This window comes from Klebsiella sp. Lac1 (assembly GCF_009825425.1).
Taxonomy (GTDB): domain Bacteria; phylum Pseudomonadota; class Gammaproteobacteria; order Enterobacterales; family Enterobacteriaceae; genus Klebsiella; species Klebsiella electrica.
Map to the genome: position 1 here is coordinate 899739 of NZ_VJZJ01000001.1, position 18728 is coordinate 918466.

General features: G+C 60.6%; 20 protein-coding genes. 11 read left to right on the plus strand and 9 right to left on the minus strand.

The annotated features are described in order from the left end of the window. Positions 1-115 precede the first annotated feature (115 nt). A complete protein-coding gene (locus tag FNY10_RS04245; protein ID WP_141964961.1) occupies positions 116-1087 on the minus strand; it encodes a PDR/VanB family oxidoreductase in 972 nt (323 codons plus the stop codon). Positions 1088-1100: 13 nt separating this feature from the next. After that, on the minus strand, positions 1101-2138 hold the full coding sequence (gene hpxD / locus FNY10_RS04250; protein WP_131048399.1) for a molybdenum cofactor-independent xanthine hydroxylase subunit HpxD: 1038 nt from the start codon (positions 2136-2138) through the stop codon (positions 1101-1103). A gap of 126 nt (positions 2139-2264) precedes the next feature. Between hpxD and hpxR the strand changes: the two genes are divergently transcribed. After that, positions 2265-3182 carry a LysR family hpxDE operon transcriptional regulator HpxR gene (gene hpxR, locus FNY10_RS04255; protein ID WP_160703886.1) on the plus strand — a complete coding sequence of 306 codons (918 nt, stop codon included), beginning with the start codon at positions 2265-2267 and terminating at the stop codon, positions 3180-3182. On the opposite strand, the gene hpxO is transcribed toward hpxR, so the two are convergent. Then, positions 3179-4333, minus strand: a complete 1155-nt coding sequence (gene hpxO, locus FNY10_RS04260) for an FAD-dependent urate hydroxylase HpxO (RefSeq protein WP_141964959.1) — start codon at positions 4331-4333, stop codon at positions 3179-3181. The genes hpxR and hpxO overlap by 4 nt on opposite strands. Before the next feature lie 412 nt (positions 4334-4745). On the opposite strand from hpxO, the gene uraD reads away from it, so the two are divergent. Beyond that, positions 4746-5246 (plus strand): 2-oxo-4-hydroxy-4-carboxy-5-ureidoimidazoline decarboxylase, encoded by a 501-nt coding sequence (uraD, locus tag FNY10_RS04265; RefSeq protein WP_141964958.1) that lies wholly within the window; start codon positions 4746-4748, stop codon positions 5244-5246. After that, positions 5243-5569, plus strand: coding sequence for a hydroxyisourate hydrolase (uraH, locus tag FNY10_RS04270; RefSeq protein ID WP_100684984.1), 327 nt, complete (start codon positions 5243-5245; stop codon positions 5567-5569). Before uraD ends, uraH begins: the two co-directional genes overlap by 4 nt. A 33-nt stretch (positions 5570-5602) precedes the next feature. Here uraH and guaD read toward each other — a convergent pair whose 3' ends face one another. Together guaD and FNY10_RS04280 are read right to left on the minus strand one after the other, a co-directional pair. Then, the gene (gene guaD / locus FNY10_RS04275; RefSeq protein WP_160703884.1) at positions 5603-6919 is read right to left on the minus strand and encodes a guanine deaminase; all 1317 of its coding nucleotides are present in this window, start codon (positions 6917-6919) and stop codon (positions 5603-5605) included. A 108-nt stretch (positions 6920-7027) separates the two neighbouring features. Beyond that, positions 7028-8521, minus strand: coding sequence for an NCS1 family nucleobase:cation symporter-1 (locus tag FNY10_RS04280; RefSeq protein WP_131048405.1), 1494 nt, complete (start codon positions 8519-8521; stop codon positions 7028-7030). Between the two features lie 145 nt (positions 8522-8666). Here FNY10_RS04280 and FNY10_RS04285 point away from each other — a divergent pair, with 145 nt between their 5' ends. Genes FNY10_RS04285 through puuE form a run of 3 tightly spaced genes read left to right on the plus strand, consistent with a single transcriptional unit; the run spans position 8667 to position 11075 of the window. Then, on the plus strand, positions 8667-9383 hold the full coding sequence (locus FNY10_RS04285; RefSeq protein ID WP_100684981.1) for a GntR family transcriptional regulator: 717 nt from the start codon (positions 8667-8669) through the stop codon (positions 9381-9383). Continuing rightward, complete coding sequence (gene hpxA, locus FNY10_RS04290) at positions 9383-10132, plus strand: allantoin racemase (protein WP_100684980.1); 750 nt, start codon at positions 9383-9385, stop codon at positions 10130-10132. The genes FNY10_RS04285 and hpxA overlap by 1 nt, the downstream gene beginning before the upstream one ends. A gap of 10 nt (positions 10133-10142) precedes the next feature. Beyond that, positions 10143-11075, plus strand: coding sequence for an allantoinase PuuE (gene puuE / locus FNY10_RS04295; RefSeq protein ID WP_131048406.1), 933 nt, complete (start codon positions 10143-10145; stop codon positions 11073-11075). Between the two features lie 32 nt (positions 11076-11107). Here puuE and hpxZ read toward each other — a convergent pair whose 3' ends face one another. Genes hpxZ through hpxW form a run of 4 tightly spaced genes read right to left on the minus strand, consistent with a single transcriptional unit; the run spans position 11108 to position 14666 of the window. Further along, positions 11108-11494, minus strand: coding sequence for an oxalurate catabolism protein HpxZ (gene hpxZ / locus FNY10_RS04300; RefSeq protein WP_100684978.1), 387 nt, complete (start codon positions 11492-11494; stop codon positions 11108-11110). Then, positions 11491-12888, minus strand: coding sequence for an AtzE family amidohydrolase (locus tag FNY10_RS04305; RefSeq protein WP_100684977.1), 1398 nt, complete (start codon positions 12886-12888; stop codon positions 11491-11493). The genes hpxZ and FNY10_RS04305 overlap by 4 nt, the downstream gene beginning before the upstream one ends. Next, positions 12885-13073, minus strand: a complete 189-nt coding sequence (hpxX, locus tag FNY10_RS04310) for an oxalurate catabolism protein HpxX (protein ID WP_131048408.1) — start codon at positions 13071-13073, stop codon at positions 12885-12887. The genes FNY10_RS04305 and hpxX overlap by 4 nt, the downstream gene beginning before the upstream one ends. 9 nt (positions 13074-13082) lie before the next feature. Then, positions 13083-14666, minus strand: a complete 1584-nt coding sequence (gene hpxW / locus FNY10_RS04315) for an oxamate amidohydrolase (protein ID WP_160703882.1) — start codon at positions 14664-14666, stop codon at positions 13083-13085. Positions 14667-14834: 168 nt separating this feature from the next. Between hpxW and hpxU the strand changes: the two genes are divergently transcribed. The 5 genes from hpxU (at position 14835) to FNY10_RS04340 (ending at position 18722) form a co-directional block, all read left to right on the plus strand. After that, complete coding sequence (hpxU, locus tag FNY10_RS04320; protein WP_131048410.1) at positions 14835-15674, plus strand: MurR/RpiR family transcriptional regulator HpxU; 840 nt, start codon at positions 14835-14837, stop codon at positions 15672-15674. 213 nt (positions 15675-15887) lie between these two features. Then, entirely contained in the window at positions 15888-16673 is a 786-nt protein-coding gene (locus FNY10_RS04325; RefSeq protein ID WP_100684973.1) for a transporter substrate-binding domain-containing protein, read from the plus strand. Positions 16674-16682: 9 nt separating this feature from the next. After that, on the plus strand, positions 16683-17348 hold the full coding sequence (locus FNY10_RS04330) for an amino acid ABC transporter permease (protein WP_100684972.1): 666 nt from the start codon (positions 16683-16685) through the stop codon (positions 17346-17348). Further along, positions 17348-18004 carry an amino acid ABC transporter permease gene (locus tag FNY10_RS04335; RefSeq protein WP_160704063.1) on the plus strand — a complete coding sequence of 219 codons (657 nt, stop codon included), beginning with the start codon at positions 17348-17350 and terminating at the stop codon, positions 18002-18004. The genes FNY10_RS04330 and FNY10_RS04335 overlap by 1 nt, the downstream gene beginning before the upstream one ends. Continuing rightward, positions 17985-18722, plus strand: a complete 738-nt coding sequence (locus FNY10_RS04340; protein ID WP_004860340.1) for an amino acid ABC transporter ATP-binding protein — start codon at positions 17985-17987, stop codon at positions 18720-18722. The genes FNY10_RS04335 and FNY10_RS04340 overlap by 20 nt, the downstream gene beginning before the upstream one ends. Positions 18723-18728 lie beyond the last annotated feature (6 nt).

An 18728-nucleotide genomic window follows, 5' to 3' on the forward strand; every position in this document is an offset into this window, starting at 1 on the left:
TAATTTTGTATCTTTTTGATTTAAATGAGTTTTATTTGATGAGCAGGAAAGGGGGAAGACCCGGCGTCTGAGATCCTGCTGTGCGCTGTCATCAGACCCCGGAGAGGCAAAAAAATTACAAATCAATCAGTAAGTTGGCCGAGTGGCTGCGGGAGCAGCACAGGGCTATCTGCTGCACGGCAGCAGATTTCTCGGCCTCGGATTGAACCGTATCACGATGATCGGCCTGACCGGCCATCAGCGGGGTCAGACAGGCGCCGCACATCCCCATTTCGCAAGAGAGCGGCACGGCGACGCCATTTTCCTGAAGCACCTGGGCAATGGTTTTATCGCCCGGGACCGGCCACGTCTCGCCCGACGACGCCAGGGTAACGGTAAACGTATCCTGATGTTCGCTCGCGGCGGCCTTCAGCGGCTGGAAGGCTTCGCTGTGAACCTGCGCCTCGGGCCAGTTTTTCTCCGCCGCGATCCGCCGGGCGGTAGCCATAAAACCCGACGGGCCGCAGAGATACAGATGGTGCCCGGCGTGCGCATCGCCCAGCGTATCTGCTAACGACGCGCGCGGACTTTGCCCTTCGTCTGAACAATGGACCACCCAGCTGCCACGGCTGAAAGTTTTTGCCATTTCGCCGACAAAGGCCGCATTTTCCTGCCGTTTAACGTAATAATGCAGCTCAAATGGCGTGCCTGCCGCCGCGAGATGCAGCGCCATGGTATACAGCGGCGTGATGCCAATGCCGGCGGCCAGCAGCGTGACTCGTCGCGCAGGCTGCAGCGTAAACAGATTGCGCGGCGGGGAGATAAGCAGCGTCTGACCCGGACGCAGCGTCTCATGGATATAGCGTGACCCGCCGCGGGAAGCGCTCTCCCGGCTAACGCAGATCAGATAAGCGTCGGCGCCCGCTTCGCCGTGGGGACCGGTCAGCGAATACTGGCGAATGATCCCGCAGGGCAGGTGAACATCAATATGCGCCCCCGGCAGCCAGCCGGGAAGCGGTTTGCCGTCCTGCGCTAACAATCTGATGGCGAGACTTCTGTCCCCCTCGCGCCACAGGCCATCGACAACCACCTTCAGTACGTCACTCATCATTCTTCTCCCTTTACACCAGGAAAAACTCACCAAAGCCCATTTTCTTCAGGCTACGACGATAGGCGATTGAACTGCGATCGGCGGGAATATGCGCCTCCAGCGTTAAGTCCAGCGGCAACCGCTCCGGACGCTGGGTCTCCACCATCAGACGGTCCTCTTCGAACACGCGCAGGTTGAAGGCATGCACCTCTTCGACCGGCACATGCAGGTCAAAATTGCGCGCAATGGGGGCAAACATTCGGGTTACCCGCGATGAGACCGGTGAGGCGGCATTCATGATAACCAACCGGGCCTCGCCGGGGAAATGGATGGTCAGGGTCGCCGTAAAGGGCAGGTGCAACTCAAAATGGCGCAGCCACTGGAAGCCGTCCGGCGCGCGAAATTGAGAACTGGCCGGGTAATTGCCGACCGAACTCCAGTAATCGGCGGTAAAGCCAAAGGGGGTCTCCTGCGGGATATAGTCGGGAACCAGCTGATTATCGGGATCTGCAAAGGTGTCGGTATGGATCCAGGCGAAGTGGGCAACATCGAGAAACCCCTCGACCTGGCGACCGGCAAAGCCGTTGACCTCAAAGGCCGGGCAGTTGATCTGCTGAAAGCCTTCATCGTCCCAGTGGGGAAGGGTGGGCAGCGGCAGCGGGTTTTCCGCATCGAAAGCCAGGCAGGTCCAGATCAGCCCGTAGCGCTCTTCGACCGCGTAGCAGGTGAGGTTAAGCTTCGCCGGCACCGGTCGATCGGGGCTGGAGGGAATGCGGTTGCAGCGGCCATCTTCCCCGAAGCGCAGGCCGTGATAGGGGCAAACGATCCCTTCTTCATCATGGAAGCCCAGCGTCAGCGGCACGCCGCGGTGCGGGCAGACGTCACGCGCGACCACGACCTGGCCCTTAATGCGATAGATAACCAGCGGTTCATCCAGCAGCACCGCTTTCACCGGCGCGGCGCCAATATCTTCGGCGCGGGCGACCGGATGCCAGCAGCGGGCCAGGCGTAGCCAGTCTTCAGGATCGAAAGTGCAATGGGCGGGGGGCGTTGGCGCGGCTCTGGTCATGATTTTCCTTCCTGCTCACAAAATTCATTTGTTTAATTGTTGTGAGTTTATTGTTGTCATATTAGGGTGTTGACATCCATAAGCATTAATTCACTCACCCGTTGCAAAAAAGAGGACAGGGTCGGCATGAGTCCGTTTTCGCGTTTTGCGCTCTATTTCGCCGAAGTCGCCCGCAGCGGCAGCCTGCGTCGGGCCGCTGAAAAGCTGCATATTTCGGCTTCGGCGATCAATCGCCAGATCCTGCAGGCCGAAGAGGAACTGGGGACGCCGCTGTTCGAACGGCTGCCGGAAGGATTACGGATGACGACCGCCGGCGAGTTGCTGTATGACAATCTGCTGCGCTGGCAAAAAGAGTTTCGCCTGACCCGACAAAAGTTTGACGAGCTGCAGGGGCTTAAGCGTGGAACGGTCAGCGTCGGAATGGTGCAGGCGTTGGCGGAGGGGAGTTTTGCCGCGTCGCTGGCCGATATCATCAGCACCTGGGACTGGCTGGAGCTGGTTTTACAGGTGGCTGACAGCCATACGGTCAGTGAAAAAGTCCGCCAGGCCGATCTTGATTTCGGCCTGATTCTCGACCCGGAAGGCCAGGCGGGACTGAGCGTGCTGGCGTTTGTTGAGCTGGAAATGGGCATCGTCATGCGCCCGGATAACCCCCTGGCGAATGCGCCCGCGCTCTCCCTGGGGGAGCTTAGCCAGCAGCGCCATATCGTCCCCGGCGCGCCGTTGATGATTCACGAACGCGTTGGCATGCTCTATCGCCATTATGACTTTAGCCCGGCCAACAGCATCCGCTGTAACGATATCCGGCTGATTAAATCGCTGGCGTTGAAAGGCAGCGGCGTGACCGTTCTGAGCCTGCTGGATGTGCTGGATGAGGTGAAAAGTGGTCAACTGGCGTTTATTCCGCTGCGCAATAAGCTGCTGCGGCCGCTGACGCTGGCGCTGTGTACGGCGCCATCGCGCCAGCTGTCTCGCCCGGCGCAAATGGCGATTCAAAAATTGACGGCGGTAATGGAGGAGATGCAAACCGTCGGCGGAGGTTAGCCCAGCGGGCCGCCCTGGATGGTTTCGCACAGGCCATTGATAATCCGCTCCCCGGTCTCCTCTTTGAGCTCCTGATACCACGCCTGGGTCAGGGCCATATCTTTCCCGTGCGTGATATCGCAGCGCTTGCGCGCCTTCAGTATCAGGTCGCGCACGCGCGCGCAGCGCAGCGCTTCGTACTGGCGCAGCGCGGAAACAATCTCGCGATTTTCCCGGAAGATATCGCCAAGCACCACCGCATCCTCCATCGCCGCGCAGCCGCCCTGACCAATGTCCGGGGTCGTGCTGTGTCCGGCGTCGCCGAGCAGCGCGACCTTGCCGCGAACCAGGGTATCGAAGGGCTCAATGTCATGGATTTCAACGCGATTGGTTGTCTGCGGATCGAGGGCGGCAATCAGTTTTTGTACCGCTGGTGCCCAGCCGCTGAAGTAGCGGCGAAGATCGTCGCGCAGGGTGTGCCGGTCTTCGGCCAGACCGGCGGGCAGCGGAACATCAAAGAAGAAATAGAAACGCCCCTGCGCCACCGGCATCAGCGAGACGCGCTTGCCTTCGCCGACGAAGGTGGTCCATTGATCCGCTGGCGCAATGCTCTCATCGATATCCACCAGTCCGTTCCAGTTGACATAACCGGCATAACGGCGTTCGGGCTTATGGCCAAGTACGTAGGGGCGCAGCGCCGAGCGGCTGCCGTCGGCGGCGATCAGAAAATCACCGTGGGCCGTGGTTCCGTCGCTAAACCAGACGGTGACGCCGTCGGCATTTTCCTGCGCACGGGTTACCCGTTTACCAAACTGCACCGCCTCGCGCCCCCAAAAATTGAGCATCTCCCTTTGCAGTTCGCTGCGTGACACCGGGCAGGGGCGGCCGCCGGTGCGTTCAACCAGCGGAGCAAGGCTAAAGCGGGTCAGGGTTTCTCCGTCCTGGTACTCTTTATAGGCTAAAAAGTGCATCGGGCCGCCGTAGGTTTCGATGATCTCGCCCATGCCGAGATTTTTCATGCACTTCACGCCGTTTGGCCAGATGGAGATCGCCGCGCCGACCGGTTTAATCTCTTTCACCGCCTCAAACACTTCACAGGTGATTCCCGCCTTCTTCAAGGCCACCGCCGCGCTCAGGCCACCGATACCGGCGCCAATCACTAATGCTTTCATGCTGTTCTCCTTACATTGCGTCGTAAAGGAGGCGAGCAATTTACGTACCAGCTTGCGCAAAGCACCAAAATCGGCGTTGCGGCGACAAGAGGGTGACGTTTCGCACCTATCTGGTGCGTCAGAGGGTGGCAACCGCCAGTTTATGAACTAAAAATTTCTTAAGGGTGATGATGGAACCGAATGTTTCATCAGCGGTGGACGGCAGAGGAGCGGGGAAGCAGCAACGATATGAGATGGCTATCATTAATAAACAATCGGTTATTGAACTTAGCGGGCCCCACGGCGCGACTCTGGCCTGCTTTGTGCACTGTGCAGACAACGTTGATGTGAAACGGAGGAATGATGATGTCGCAAAACAAAAACAACCGTCAGTTTGCGGCCCGGCAGCGTGGGGCGACGGCCTGGAGGGACGATGATTCCGCTCAGCCACTTTAATCAACTGCCTCGCGACGAGGCCGCGCGTCTGCTGGAACCGTGCGTGGCGATTGACGACTGGGTGACGGCGCTGGTGCAGGCCCGGCCCTACCCGAACCTTGCGGCGCTGCACGCCATGGCGCAGCAAACCTCGCTGACGTGGGGCGAGCCGGAGCTGGATCTGGCGCTGAGCGCACACCCGCGAATTGGCGAAAAACCCGCCGCCCGGCACGGGCATGCCGCGCTGTCGCGGCAGGAGCAGGCGGCGGTCAACGATCGGGACGCTTCGCTCATCCAGGCGTTAACGGAGGGCAACGCTCGCTACGAGGCGCGCTTTGGCCGGGTGTTTCTGATTCGCGCCAAAGGCCGCAGCGGGGAGGAGATACTGCAGGCGCTGACGCAACGGCTGAACCACAACCCGGCGCAAGAGGTTGCGTCGGCGCTGGCGCAGCTCCGTGAAATTACCTTATTACGACTAACGGGAGTCATTGGCGAATGAATACGTTAAGTACCCATATTCTGGATATTTCCAGCGGCAAGCCTGCGCAGGGGGTGGCGGTCAACCTGCTGCGGGGAGGGCAATCCATCGACAGCGGCATCACCGATGAAAATGGGCGCATTGCGTCGCTGGCGCCGGGCAAACTGGCCGCCGGCCGCTATCGGCTGGTGGCGGAGACGGGCGACTGGTTCACCCGCGGCGGCCTCGAAACGCTGTATCTGTGCGCGCAGATTGATTTTGTTATTGCCGAGGAGGCGGATGAGCATTTCCATCTGCCGTTCCTGATTGCCCCGGGCGGCTGGTCAACCTATCGGGGAAGCTGAGCGCGCCGACGCCCGGCAGCGGGCCGGGCTTACTCACTGCGCCTGTGCCTGCCAGACGCACTCGCCGTTGACCCAGGTCTGGTGAATATTGCGTTCGTCGCCCAGCGTCATCAGGACAAACAGCTGTTCGTAAATATCCTGACAGCGGGAGAGGCGCAGGCGCTGCAACGGCGTCACTCCCAGGGTGATGGCGACAAAGTCGGCCTCTTTTCCCGGCTGGAAGTTGCCAATGTTGTCATCAAGACACAGCGCGCGGGCGCCCCCCAGCGTGGCATGATAAAAAGCTTCGCTGGCGCGCAGACGATAGCTTTGCAACTGCGCCACTTTATAGGCTTCACCCAGAGTACGTAGCATGCTGAAGGTCGTTCCCGCGCCGACGTCGCTGCCGATGCCGATGCGCACTTTCCGTTGCCAGCTGGTGGGCAGGCGGAACAGACCGCTGCCGAGAAACAGGTTTGAGGTCGGGCAGAAGGCGATCGCCGAGCCGGTCTCGTGCAGACATTGCCACTCGGCGTCGGCGAGGTGGATGCCGTGAGCAAATACGCTGCGTTCGCCGGTCAAGCGATAGTGGTGATACACATCAAGATAGTGCTCATGTTCCGGCCACAGGCTTTTCACCCACGCAATCTCGTTGAGGTTTTCGCTCAGGTGGGTATGCAGCCAGGTATCCGGGAACTCTTCCCGCAGGCGCTGGACCGCCGTCAGCAGCTCCGGTGTCGACGTAGCGGCAAAACGCGGCGTGATGGCGTAGCCGAGGCGACCCTGATGGTGCCAGCGCTGAATAAGCTCGCGGGTTTGCCGGTAGCTCTGCTCCGCCGTTTCGCTCAGATAGTCCGGGGCGTGGCGGTCCATCATCACTTTACCGGCGAGCAGGCGCATATTCAGCCGCAGGGCTTCGCTAAACAGCGCCTCGACGGATTCGGGATGCAGGGTACAAAACACCAGCGCGGTGGTGGTGCCGTGGCTCAGCAGCTGGTTGATAAAGAACTGCGCGATCTCCGCGGCATACGCCGCATCGCCAAACTGACTCTCCACCGGAAAGGTGTAGGTGGTCAGCCACTCCAGCAGCTGCTCGCCGAAGGCGCCAATCATCTCCGTTTGCGGATAATGCACGTGGGCATCGACAAAACCGGGGAGTAGCAGCTGTCCGCGCAGATCGAGATAGCCGGTGTGCGGATCCAGGTGCTGCTCGCCCTCCTGCCACGGCAGCAGCGCCTGAATTTTTCCCTGCTGGATAAACAGCACGCCATCATCAAGATAGCGCGCATGGCGAGCGATATCGTCGGCGCTGTCGGCGACCGCGGCGATATCGAAAAAGGCGCCGCGAACGGCGGTATGGTACTCAATCATCAGGACAACCTTCTTTGTTCCAGAGAGGGACATTAATATTGAGCAATATTAATGCCAGTTTGCCGGAGAGGATATGCCGCGGTGCTCCGCCGCGGCACAGGGGAGGGGTTACTCTTTCTGGGCAAGCGGTCGGGCGCTAAAACGCGATGCGGTGGGGGCGCGATCGTCGCGGGCGATCCAGCGGTAGGCCGCGCCGCTCAGGAAGACGCCGATAAACCAGCTAAAGTTCGCCACTTCATGCAGGGCCGGGATAAAGCTAATCACCAGGCCGATTGCCACCGACGGGAGCAGCGCCGCGATGGCTTTCGGGTTAAAGCCGTTGCGGTACCAGTACTGGCCCTGCGGCGTGTCATCAAACAGGTCGTCGACAGACACCTGGCCGCGCTTAATCAGGTAGAAGTCGACAATCAGAATGCCAAACAGCGGGCCGATAAAGGCGCCCAGCACATCCAGCGTATAGTGAATCAACTCCGGGGAGTTAAACAGGTTCCACGGCGTCAGCAGAATGGAACCGACCGCGGCGATCATGCCGCCGGTACGGAAGCTGATTTTCTGCGGTGAGCAGTTGGAGAAGTCGAACGCCGGTGAGACAAAGTTGGCGACAATATTGATGCCGATGGTGGCGGTAATCATCGTCAGCAGACCAATGGCCACCGCCAGATCGTTCCCCACGCGGCTGACGGTTTCAATCGGGTCGGTGATCATCCGGCCGAACAGCGACTGGGTGCCGGAGACAATCACCACGGTGACTATCGAAAACAGCAGGAAGTTAAACGGCAGACCCCAGCGATTGCCGCGACGGATTTCGCCCATGCTCTTGCCATAGCGCGAGAAATCGCCGAAGTTCAGCAGCGGGCCGGAGAAGTAGGAGACCACCAGCGCGGTGGCGGTGATCATCTGCCAGGTCTGTTCGCCGGCGGTCAGCGATTTGCTGGCGAGAGTAAAGGAAATACCGTCGAAACCGGTTTTGTATACAATCCAGCCCGCCAGCGCCAGCATTACCACGTAGACCGCCGGACCGGCGACATCAATAAAGCGCTTAATGGCGCTCATCCCGTGCCAGAAGACCATCGCCTGCAGCAGCCACATGGTGGCGAAACAGAGCCATCCGAGATGCGACAGACCAAGGAAGGTGGCTGCGGTTAATGTTGTCAGCGAAGGCCAGAACTTGAGCAGCACCAGCATCAGCGCGTTGGCCGCCAGATAGGTCTGAATACCGTACCAGGCGAAGGCGATAAGACCGCGGATCACCGCCGGGATATTGGCACCAAAGACGCCAAATGCCTGACGACAGATGACCGCATAGGGTACGCCCGCCATCTGGCTCGGCTTCGCCACCAGGTTGGCGCACAGCTGGACGATACAAATTCCCACCAGCAGGCAGAGAAGCACCTGCCAGCTGGCCAGCCCGAGGGTGAAGAAGCTCGCCGCCACCACGTAGCCCCCCATGCTATGGACGTCGGACATCCAGAAAGAAAAGATGTTGTACCAGCTCCAGTTCTGGTCGCGCGTCGGCGCCAGATCCTCGTTACACAGTCGTGGACTGTAGCCGACGGTGGAGTCAGCGGCCTTAACCTGATGGGTATGTTGTCTGTTTGGCATGAAACCTGCTCCTCTGAATGAAAACCCTTTTACGTTACTGGTTGAGGTTGTTGCAGGATTCAGGCCAGAATCATTAATCTTGTATACAATAAATTTATTTTATGTGTACGATTGGCTATCGAAAAGTGAAATTCGGAGTGGGTGAATGCGTAATGAAAATCGTCAGCAGGCCGCAGAAGCGCCGCATGACAAGGATGAATCCATCTATCAGGCCCTGATGACCGCCATCGTCGAACATCAGCTGCTGCCGGGCAGCAAGTTGCCGGAGGAGGCACTGGCCGAGGTCTTCGGCGTGAGCCGGACCGGGATCCGCAAGGTGCTGCAACGACTCAATGCTGTGCAAATGGTGACCTTAACGCCCAAACGTGGTGCACATGTCGCCAGTCCGACGGTGGAAGAGGCGCGGGAGATCTTCCGTACCCGCACGCTGCTGGAGGTGGCGAACCTGCCCGATGTCATCGCCCACTGTCAGCCGCCGCACCTGGCGGCGCTGGAGGCGATTATTCGCCAGGAGCAACAGGCGCATGAAACCTGTGATGGCCCGGCGGCGATTCGCTTTTCCGCCGAATTTCATATTCAGCTGCAGGCTATTTCCGGCAATCAGGTCCTCACCGACATGGTGACGCGCCTGAGCCAACGCTCTTCCTTAGTGATAGCGGCATGGGGCGCGCCGTGGCGCCAGGGTTGCCGCTGCGACGATCATCAGCAGCTCGTCCAGCTGCTGCGCGAGAAAGCGCTGCCGCCCCTGAGCGCGGCGTTAACGCACCATTTTGAACATATCGTTGCCAGCCTCTGCTTTGAGCGGGCTGGCGAATGCCTGCCTGATTTTGCCCGGCTCTTTGCCGGCGACAAGGAGTCCTGATGACCGCTATTTGTATACAAGTGATTAATCCCAACACCAACGCCGGGATGACCGACACCATCGCAACCGCCGCCCGTATGGCGGCGGCGCCGGGGACCGAGATTATGGCGGTCTCTTCACGGGAGGGCGTGCCATCGATCGAAGGCCATTTCGATGAGGCCATTGCCGCCGTCGGCGTGCTGGAGCAGATTCAGGCCGGCCGTCAGCAGGGCGTTGCGGGCCACGTGATCGCCTGTTTCGGCGATCCGGGATTGCTGGCGGCCCGCGAGCTGGCGCAGGGGCCGGTGATCGGCATTGCCGAAGCGGCGATGCATATGGCGACGCTGGTGGCCACGCGCTTTTCGATAGTGACTACGCTGCCGCGTACGCTGATTATCGCCCGCCATCTGCTGCATCAATATGGCTTTTACGACCACTGTGCCGGGCTGCACGCCATCGATCTGCCGGTGCTGGCGCTGGAGGACGGTAGCGGCGTGGCGCAGGAGCAGGTGCGCGCGCGCTGTATCCAGGCATTAAAAGAGGACGGCTGCGGCGCCATCGTGCTGGGCTGCGGCGGAATGGCGACCCTGGCCCAGGCGCTCACGCGGGAACTGCAGGTGCCGGTCATCGATGGCGTCAGCGCGGCGGTGAAGATGGTGGAGTCGCTGGTGGCGCTGGGTCTGTCGACCAGCAAACGCGGCGACTTAGCGTTCCCGGAAGGCAAAGCCCTGAGCGGTAAATTTCAGACATTCAATACATTTGCAATTTAAGGGGTGGGAGATGACGTCAGCAGCACAGGATTACCCGCGCGACCTGCGGGGATACGCCGGTCAGCCGCCGCACGCGCAATGGCCGAACCAGGCGCGGATTGCCGTGCAGTTCGTCCTCAATTATGAAGAGGGGGCGGAAAACCATGTTCTGCATGGCGACGCCGGTTCCGAGCAGTTTCTCTCCGATATTATCGGCGCCGCGAGCTACCCGGACCGGCACATGTCGATGGACTCGCTGTATGAGTACGGCAGCCGCGCCGGGTTCTGGCGCATTCATCAGGAGTTCAGCCGACGCGGGCTGCCGCTGACGGTGTTCGGCGTAGCGATGGCCCTCGCGCGTCACCCCGATATCGTCGCGGCGATCAAAGCCGCCGACTACGACGTCGTCAGCCACGGCTGGCGGTGGATCCACTATCAGCATATGGATATCGACACGGAGCGCGAGCATCTGCACAAGGCGGTGCAGGTCTTAAGCGATCTGTTCGGCAAGCCGCCAACCGGCTGGTACACCGGGCGGGACAGCCCCAACACCCGGCGGCTGGTGGTGGAACACGGCGGCTTCGATTACGACAGCGACTACTATGGCGATGATTTACCCTTCTGGACCGAAGTGCAGTGCGGTGACGGTTCGCGCAAGCCGCATCTGATAGTCCCCTATACCCTCGACGCCAACGACATGCGCTTTGCCACCGCGCAGGGCTTCAACACCGCCGAGCAGTTTTATACCTACCTCAAAGATAGCTTTGATGTGCTGTATGAAGAGGGGGAAGATGCGCCGAAGATGATGTCCATTGGCATGCACTGCCGCCTGTTGGGGCGGCCGGGGCGCTTCCGCGCCCTACAGCGTTTCCTCGATTATGTCCAGCAGCATGAGCGGGTGTGGGTCTGTACGCGCCAGCAGATAGCCGGACACTGGCGCGAAGTTCATCCATTCCGGGGGTAGTGCGTTCCCCGCGAGCCCGGCTCAGCGCCGGGTTAGCTCATCAGACTCACCTGCGCGGCGACAATCCGCCAGCCATAGGGAAAGCGGACCCAGGTTTGCTGCTGGCGGCCAATCCGCTCGCTCCCGTCGCGGGTGAACTCGGTGCTGCATACCGCGTAATCCTCGCCGAAGGTGACTATCTCGGTGTGGCGTAATTCGCGCTGTAACCCCGCCGCCGGACGGGCGGCGCGAAAGGCGCGAATTTCGTCAATACCGTAGAGATTCTCGCCAGCCCCCAGGCGCACCGTTCGTTTATCGTGCCAGAAGAGCTCATCCAGCACCGCAATGTTGTTGCTGATCAGCGCCTCTTCGTAGCGATAAAAGGCGGCCGTGACCTCGGCCAGCACGCGCGGCCGGTTAATATTATCCTGATTGATCATACTGCTCTCTCCGCAGGGCGGGCCTCGGTGATGCCCGCTTGTTCGAGGGCGCGCGCGGCGCGCAGACAGGCCAGTTCATTAAACGGCGCGGCAATCAGCTGCACGCCAATGGGCTGGTTGGATGCCGTTCGCAGCGGGACCGTGACCACCGGCAGGCCGAGGAACGAAATGGGTTGGGTGAGCATGCCCATACTGGCGCGAACGGGCAGCATCTCGCCGTTGATCGTCATGGTTTGCTGGCCGATAAGGGTGGCGCTGCACGGCGTCGCCGGGGCGATGAGCACATCGGCGTGGCGCAACAGCGATGTTATCGCCTCCCGGGCATGGCGGCGAAAACGCTGCGCCTGCAGATACCACGCCGAAGGAATCATCGCCCCGGCCAGCAGGCGCTCCCGCGAGTTCGGTTCAAAGCGTGCCGGTTCACGCCGCAGCGCCGGCAGATAGTGATTGCCCCCTTCGGCGGCGCTGATGATAAACGCCGCCGAACGGGCAAGCTCCGCCTCGGGGAACACATGCTCTTCGCGGGCCTCAAGGGCCTGCGCCACGCGCGCCACGGCGGCGCGGGCGTCGTTATCGCACCAGTCGCTGAAATAGCCGCCAAGTACCGCGCAGCGCAGACCCTCCGCCCCGCGTTCCAGTCGCTGGCGAGTAGGGGCAATGGCTGCATCCGCCTGGGCGTCATCGTCGGGGTCGTGTCCCTGTAAGGCATCGTACACCGCCGCCAGATCGTCGACGCAGCGGGCAAACGGGCCAATGTGATCGAGGCTGGCGACGAACGGATGGCTGCCCGCGCGCGACAGGCGGCCAAACGTCGGTTTCAGGCCAAAAATACCGCATAAGGAAGCCGGGACGCGGATCGAGCCGTTGGTATCGCTGCCCAGAGCGAAGTGAACCAACCCGGCGGCGACCGCCGCTGCCGACCCGCCGGAAGATCCGCCGGCGATGCGCTGCAGATCGTGCGGATTATGGGTGGCGCCGTAGTGGCTGTTTTCGGTGGTGAACCCGTAGGCGTAGGCGTCCATATTGACCATTCCGCTAAGCAGGCCGCCTGCCGCGCAGATCTGCCGCACCGCCCAACCGTCGTTGGCGGCAGGCGGGCGCTCGCTGAACAGCCGGGCGCCGGCGAGGGTGGTTTCCCCGGCAACGTCGAACAGATTTTTTACCGCGTAGGGGACCCCCGCCAGCGGCGGTAACGGCTGGCCGGTTCGACGCAGCGCATCAATCTGCCCGGCTTCGGCGAGCATCCGGCGTTCGGTGATCTGCGTCCAGGCATTAATCTGCGGGTTGACCTGCGCCATGTCGTCCAGGGTGCGGCGGGCAATCTCTCTGGCGCTCAGCTCGCCGTCGGCCAGCGCGCGCTGAATATCAGCAATCGTCATCTCAGTCAGCGTCATGCTTTGTATACTCCGGCAATCTCCAGGCGTTCATCCAGCGCAAAGGCCATCAGCGGCTCAGCCATGGCGGCAATGCGCGCGAACTGGAGCTGAAGTTCGCTGCGCCGGGTGTCGTCCAGCTCCAGCGCCAGCAGGTGTTCCATTTGCGCCAGATAAGCGTGCCAGTCATTTACGTTATGCTTCATCTTCGTCTCCTAATAACCGGCGGCGGAGCCGTTGCTGCGCGGATCGGCAGCCCCTTCAAACAGCCCGTTGGGATGGCGGACGATGGCGCCGGCGTGACCCATCGCTTCGCTATAATCGGCCAGCACTTCCACGTCATGACCCAGCGCCCGCAGGCGGGCGATGCTCTCTGGCGTGAAGCGGCCTTCCAGCTTCAGTGAGTCTGAGGTTTGTCCCCAGGTTCGCCCCAGCAGCCAGCGCGGGCGCGAAATACTCTCCTGTAGCGGGACGCCCTGCAGGATATAGCGGGTGAAAATGGCCGCCTGAGTTTGCGGTTGGCCGTCTCCGCCCATTGAACCGTAAACCATGACCCGGCCGTCGTTGAGGCGTGCGGCGGCGGGATTGAGGGTATGAAACGGCTGTTTGCCTGGCGCCAGCGCCAGCAGATGCGCGGGGTCGAGACTGAACGAGGCGCCGCGGTTTTGCCAGACGATCCCGCTATCCGGCAGCACCACGCCGCTGCCAAATTCGTGATACAGGCTTTGAATAAAGGAGACCGCCAGCCCGCTGCTGTCCATCACCCCCATCCAGACGGTATCGCCGGGACCTTTTCCCGCCCCCCACGGAGCGGCCTGCCGATCGTCGATGTTATCGGCCATCCCCTGGAGCGCCTGCGGGTCGAGCAGACTCTGAATATCCACGTCGAGATGGCGGGGGTCGGTAATGTGGGCATCGCGAAGGCCGAAAGCCTGCTTGGTAGCCTCGACGATACGGTGCACGGTCTGCGCGTCATCGGCATCGTGCATCGCCAGCCGGTCGGTAATCCCGAGGATCGCCAGCGAGACCAGTCCCTGCGTGGGCGGCGCCAGGTTCCACAGTTCGCCGTGCTGGTGCTGAAGCTTCAGCGGCGCAGGGCGGCGGGCGCGATGCTGTTGCAGGTCGGCAAGGGTAATGGGCAGGCCACAGGCCGCCATCCCGGCAGCCAGACGCCGGGCCAGCGGGCCGCGATAAAAACTGTCGAGGCCATCATCGACCAGTTGCTGAAGCGTCGAGGCCAGCGCGGGCTGACGAAACCGGCTACCGGTGACCGGCGGTTGTCCGTTGACCAGAAAGGTCTCCGCAAAACCTGGCAGGTCATGGAGTTCGGCGAGTTTTCCGGCACTGGCGCTGGACTGGGAGGCGGTCACCGGCGTACCGTCCGCGGCATAGCGAATCGCATCCTCCAGCAGGCGCGCCAGCGGCAGCGCTTTTCCGGTCAGGGTCTGCGAGACCTTGAGCGCTTCATCCCAGCCGCTGACGGTCCCGGCGACGGTCAGCGCCGCCTGCGGCCCGCGGTGAGGAATCTGCGCCAGCCCGGCGTAGGCTTGCGGCGTGGCCAGCGAACCTGCCGCACCGCTGGCGTCAATGGCTATCGGTTCGCCCTCCGGCGGCACGATAAGCCAGAAGCCATCGCCGCCCAGGCCGTTCATATGTGGGTAAACCACCGCAATGGTGGCCGCCGCGGCGACCATGGCTTCTATCGCGCTGCCGCCTTCGCGCAGCACGGCAACCGCACTTTGGCTGGCCAGATGGTGCGGGGCGACCGCCATCCCGTGGGCGGATACATTACTCTGCATGGGTTGTCCTCATGATCCAAACGTAATCTCAGCGCTGCAAAAGCTGTTCCACTTTGAGCGTAAAGTTTCATTCGTCGGGGGAGATGGCGCTTTTTTCTTAAACTGGCATGCATTATGAAAGGGCTCACATCATGTATAGTTTGATGAAACAAAAGTTACAGAGGCTGTATGGAACAACTGGATGAACGCTTGAAAGGGCAATATGCCTCATTGTCGCCTCAGGAACAGCGGGTGGCGGATTTTATTTTCGATCACTTCGACGACCTGATTAGCTATAACAGCGCCGAGCTGGCGCAGCTGAGCGGGGTGTCAAAAGCCACGGTGAGCCGCCTGTTTAAGCGGCTGGGCTACGAAAAATATAAGGATATGCGCGATGAGCTGCGCACCTTACGCCAGAGCGGAATGCCGCTGACCGATCATCGCGATGCGGTGCAGGGTAACACCCTGCTGGCGCGGCACTATAAACAGGAGATGGCGAACCTGACGCAGTGGGTCAATGCGCTCGACGCGCAGCAGTTTGCCGAGGCGATTAGCGGGATGGTCAACGCCCGGCGCATTGCGATCATCGGCATGCGCAACTCCTGGCCGGTGGCGCTGCATCTGCGCCAGCAGCTGCTACAGGCGCGCGGGCAGGTACAGGTTCTGCCGCAGCCAGGGCAGAGCTTAAGCGAGGAGCTGGTGGATCTGACGGCGGACGATCTGGTGGTGGTCATGGCCTTTCGCCGCCGTCCGCGCATCATCCGCCCGTTACTGCAGCAGCTCCAGCAGCGGGCTATTCCGGTACTGCTGATCTGCGAACCGCAGGCATACAGCCTGTTTCCGCTGTCCCGCTGGCAGCTGTGCGCCCCTCTGGATAGCGTTTCGGCCTATGACAGCTACAGCTCGGTAAACAGCTTGATCAACCTGCTGGCGAATGCGTTTTTGCACGAAATTCTCGATAAAGGCCGCCCGCGCATCCACGATATCGCCACCCTCTATCAGCAGCTGGACGAGCTTGAGCAACGATAATGGGGCCTCAGGCTGGTGCTTTGCTCTGTTTTGGTGCAATAAGATAGTGGGGAAATGAGCACCGTTTTCCCACTATTCTCCGCTATATCCTGTTTCCCCTCTCTTTTCTTGCACTTTTCTTGATGACCCTCGCATTTTTTGTATCTGGCACATTAGTTGCAGAAGTTTATTTAAAGAATCTTTTGTTTCATACTAACGTAACGGGTAAACATCATGAAAAAACTGCTGATCGCTCTGGCCGGAGCCGCTTGTCTGTTCACGCAAATCACAGCGGCAAAAGCCGACCAGTTGCAGGATATCGAAAAGCGCGGCGTGATTCGCATCGCGGTGCCGCAGGATTTTCCGCCGTTCGGTTCAGTGGGAACCGATCTCCAGCCGCAGGGTTATGACATCGATATGGCGCGTTATCTTGCCAGTCAGATGAAGCTCAAACTGCAGCTGGTACCGGTGACCAGCGCCAACCGGGTGCCTTATCTGCAAACCGATAAAGTTGACCTGGTTATCTCCAGCCTCGGCAAGAACGCCGAGCGCGAGAAGGTGATTGATTTCAGCCGCGCCTATGCGCCGTTCTTCCTCGGCGTGTTTGGCCCGAAAGGGGCGGAGGTCAAAGAGGCGGCGGCGCTGAGCGGCAAAACCATCGGCGTGACTCGCGGTGCGGTGGAAGATATGGTGCTGACCGGTATCGCGCCGAAAGAGGCGCAGATTAAACGCTACGAAGACAACAACACCACGCTGTCGGCGTACCTCTCCGGCCAGGTGCAGTACGTGGCGACCGGGAACCTGGTGGTGGCGGCGATCGCCCGCCAGAATCCGGCGAAAGCGCCGGTGCCGAGCTTTATGCTGAAAGATTCGCCGTGCGTGATTGGTCTGAAAAAGAATGAACCGGCGCTGAAAGCCAAAGTGGATGCGCTGATTGAGCAGGGACTGAAAGACGGCACTCTGAACGGGCTGTCTGAGAAGTGGCTGAAAGCGCCGCTGCCCGCCGACTTTGCCGCATAAGGTCAGTGAATGACGGAACAACTTCATTTTTCTGCGCTCTGGCCGCACTGGCCGGAGCTGCTGGCCGGGCTGTGGGTGACCATTCAGCTAACGGTTATGGCAACGGTCGGCGGTCTGGCTATCGGTATTTTCGGCGCCGCCATTCGCAGCGGGCGGCCATCGTGGTTCAGTCGGATTTGGGGCGGTTATGTGGAGCTTATCCGCAACACGCCGTTCGTGGTCCAGCTGTTTTTTATCGTCTTTGGGCTGCCTAACCTCGGGCTCAAGATGACGGCGGGCGAAGCCGCGCTGCTGGCGATGGTGGTCAACCTGGGCGCCTACAGTACCGAGATAGTCCGCGCCGGGATCCAGGTGACGCCAAAAGGCCAGTGGGAGGCCGGACGCGTGCTGGGGCTGAGCCGCACGCAGACTTTTATCCGGGTGGTGTTGCCGCCTGCGCTACAGCGGATTTACCCGGCGCTGGTCAGTCAGTGCATTATCGTGATGCTGGGATCGTCGGTGGTTTCTCAGGTCTCTTATGAAGAGCTGACCTTTGCCGCCAACCTGATCCAGTCGCGGACGTTTCTGAGCTTTGAGGTCTATCTGGTGACGACGGGGATCTACTTAGCGCTGTCGATAACAATGCGTCAGCTGCTGATGGCGGCAGGGCGGAAATGGTTGGGGGTGCAGGCATGATGGCCACCTTTACTGACTGGGACATTATTCGCAATCTGCTGCTGGCCGGACGCTGGACGGTACTGCTGTCGCTGGTGGCGTTTCTCGGCGGCGCGCTGGTGACGTTGCCGCTGCTGCTGCTGCGCCTGACCGGCGGACGCCAGGTCAAGCGCCTGATCCGCGGTTATATCGAACTGTTTCAGGGGACGCCGCTGCTGATGCAGCTGTTTCTGGCTTTCTTCGGCGTGGCGCTGTTCGGCATCGATGTTTCGCCGTGGACCGCCGCGTCGATGGCGCTGACCTTCTACACCAGCGCCTTTTTACTCGATATCTGGTTCGGCAGCATCCGTGCGTTGCCGAAAGGGCAGTGGGAAGCATCGCGTTGCCTGGGGCTGAATTTTGCCCAGACGCTGTTTCGCGTCATTGCGCCGCAGGCGCTGCGTATCGCCATTGCGCCCACCGTGGGGTTCGCGGTGCAGGTGGTGAAAGGCACCGCGCTGGCGTCGATTATCGGCTTCGTCGAGCTGACCAAAGCCGGCACGATGCTGACCAACGTCACCTATCAGCCATTTAAAGTCTTTGCGCTGGTGGCGCTGGGCTACTTCATTCTGTGTTACCCGCTGTCCCGCTACAGCCGCTATCTGGAGAATAAATTCAATGCCTCTCATCACCATTAATCAGATGCAGAAGTACTACGGCGACAACCACGTGCTGAAAGGTGTCGATCTGGACATCGAGATGGGCGAGGTGATTTCGATTATTGGCCGTAGCGGCTCGGGGAAAAGCACGCTGCTGCGCTGCATCAACGGGCTGGAAGGCTATCAGGACGGCAGCATCAAACTGGGGGGCATGACCATCACCGACCGCGATTCGCAGGCCCGCGAGATCAGCCGTTCCGTCGGGATGGTGTTCCAGAATTTTAACCTGTTTCCGCACATGACCGCGCTGGAGAACGTGATGCTGGCGCCGCGACGGGTGCTGAAAAAAAGCGCCGCCGAATGTCGTGAGCTGGCGCAGCGGATGCTGGAGAAGGTCGGTCTTGGCGATCGGCTGGACTATTATCCTTCCAGCCTCTCCGGCGGCCAGCAGCAGCGGGTGGCGATTGCCCGCGCGCTGGCGATGTCGCCAAAGGTGTTACTGTGTGACGAGATTACCTCGGCGCTGGATCCTGAACTGGTGGGCGAAGTGCTCAAGGTGCTTGAGCAACTGGCCGCCGAGGGCATGACGCTGATTCTCGTCACCCATGAAATGAATTTTGCCCGTGAAGTGGGCGATCGGGTGGTGTTTATGCATCAGGGACGGGTCTGGGAACAGGGCGACAGTAAAACGCTGTTTGCCAACCCGCAGACCAATGAACTGAAGCAGTTTATCTCCTCCGTTCGCGGCCTGAATTAATCAAAG